The organism is Mesorhizobium sp. M4B.F.Ca.ET.089.01.1.1 (genome assembly GCF_004022605.1).
Lineage (GTDB): Bacteria > Pseudomonadota > Alphaproteobacteria > Rhizobiales > Rhizobiaceae > Mesorhizobium > Mesorhizobium abyssinicae.
Window position 1 is genome coordinate 1 of record NZ_RZOS01000729.1, and the last position, 1,841, is coordinate 1,841.

Here is a 1,841-nt window from a genome sequence, read left to right on the forward strand (position 1 = left end):
GCTCGAGGATCTCGATCAGCCGCGCCACCCGCGCGCCCGGCAAATGGCGACCCTCATTGACCAGCGCCTCGTCGGCGCCGATCCAGGCGAAGGCCTCGCGCAGTTCTCCAAGGCTGGCGCCGGTCAGCGCGATGTCGGCGAGGACGGCCTCGTCCACCGGACCCAGCACTGAAATGATGTCGTCGCGTGTCATTGTCACCTCCGCGCCGGCCCGGCGCCGAAGGGCCCGGCCCTGGCGACGGAATCTGGGGCGCGAAATCGGATAGGCAATGGCAGAGCCGGGTTTGGCGCGGATTCGAAACGCGATCCTCGGCGAGCGGGCGTCAGGCGCCGGAATGTGGATCGATGCTGTAAGGATGGACGGGATAGTCGGGACCGATCGCGTCCCGCACCCGGCCGATCCACGCCGTCACGAACGGATAGTCCGCGAGCTTAAAGCCGCAATCCTCGGCGCGGTGGCTGTAGGCATAGACGGCGATGTCGGCAATGGTGAGAGTGTCACCGACAAGGAACGCTCCGTCGACGAGGCTGCGCTCCAGCGCCGCCAGCGTGCGGGCGCCGGCTTCGCGCTTGCCCGAAACCATCGCCTGGTTGCGCTCGAGCCGCCCGGTCAGGACCCAGTAGCGCAGCGAGCCAATCACCGGCTCGACATAGTACTGCTCGAAGAACAGCCATTGCATCACCTTGGCGCGGAGAAGCCGGTCTGCCGGCAGATAGGATGTGCCCTCCGCGACGCACACGAGGATCGCGTTGGACTCGGCGATCGCCTGCCCGTTCTCAACGGCGAGCACCGGCACGGCGCCGGCCGGGTTGAGCTTGAGGAAAGCCTCCGTGTGGCTCTCGCCCTCGAAAATCGAGACGACGCGGGTTTCGTAGGCGATGCCGAGCAAGCCGAGCAGGACCCTCACCTTCCAGCCATTCTGCGACGGCAGATAATCGTAGAGCGTGAGCATGGTGGTCCTTTCGTGCAATCGGGACCGGCTTCGCATAGCGCAGGGGTATGGTCCACCCGATCTATGCTAGGCCCCGAAGCGGCTCTGAACGGCCGCCGGCGATGTCTACGTGCGGACCGAAGAACTCAAAAAGTTCCTGCATCTGAGGCAGCATGTCCCATCCTCTGGTCGGCATGAGTGTCGTTTGTCCCCTCGTCGTCGGAAGCCGCCCTCATCCCCGCTTCTCGATATCGGCGGCCACGGCCATAGCTTCCAGGCCGATTTCGCGCAGCAGGCCGGTGACGGGATTGTGGAAGCCGACGAGGTAGAGGCCGAGTTCCGAGGAGCGGGCATTGACGCCGCTCTTCTGCGGCCTGAGCTCCGCCGGCAGGAAGTTGTCGTAGGCCGGGCGGTAGCCGGTGGCGAGGATGACGGCGTCGAATTCCTCCTGCCCGCCGTCGACGAAGGTGGCGCCGCGCTCGCCGAAGTGCTTGACGTCGGGTGCCACCTTGATCCGGCCGGCCTTGATCGCCGCCACGGTGCCGACATCGATGACCGGGATGCGGCCGGCGTCGATCTGCTTCAGGATGCCCTCCTTCGGCCTGACGATGCCGTATTTCTCGAGCTTGCCCAGCGCCAGGTCCAGGATGATCGGAAACATGCGGTCGTTGAGACCCTGCGGCATCGGCCGGCTGGCGATGCCCACCATCTGGATCGGCACGCCGAACAGTTGGCGCGGCACGATGTGGACGCCCTTGCGCACCGAGAGCGTCGGGTGGGCGCCACTCTCGGCAAGGTCGAGCGCGATCTCGGCGCCGGTGTTGCCCATGCCGATGACCAGCACCTTCCTGCCGACAAAAGGGGCCGCCTCGGTATAGTCGGCGCTGTGCAGCACCTTGCCCTTGAAGG

General features: G+C 66.1%; 2 protein-coding genes and 1 pseudogene. All 3 read right to left on the reverse strand.

Annotated features, from left to right (window positions below):
• A partial coding sequence (locus EN780_RS33245) for a hypothetical protein (protein ID WP_128276378.1) occupies positions 1-193 on the reverse strand: 193 nt, incomplete at its 3' end.
• A 130-nt stretch (positions 194-323) separates the two neighbouring features.
• Positions 324-953 carry a glutathione S-transferase family protein gene (locus EN780_RS33250; RefSeq protein WP_128276379.1) on the reverse strand — a complete coding sequence of 210 codons (630 nt, stop codon included), beginning with the start codon at positions 951-953 and terminating at the stop codon, positions 324-326.
• Between the two features lie 211 nt (positions 954-1,164).
• A pseudogene (locus EN780_RS33255) lies at positions 1,165-1,841 on the reverse strand (NAD(P)/FAD-dependent oxidoreductase); the annotation flags it as partial.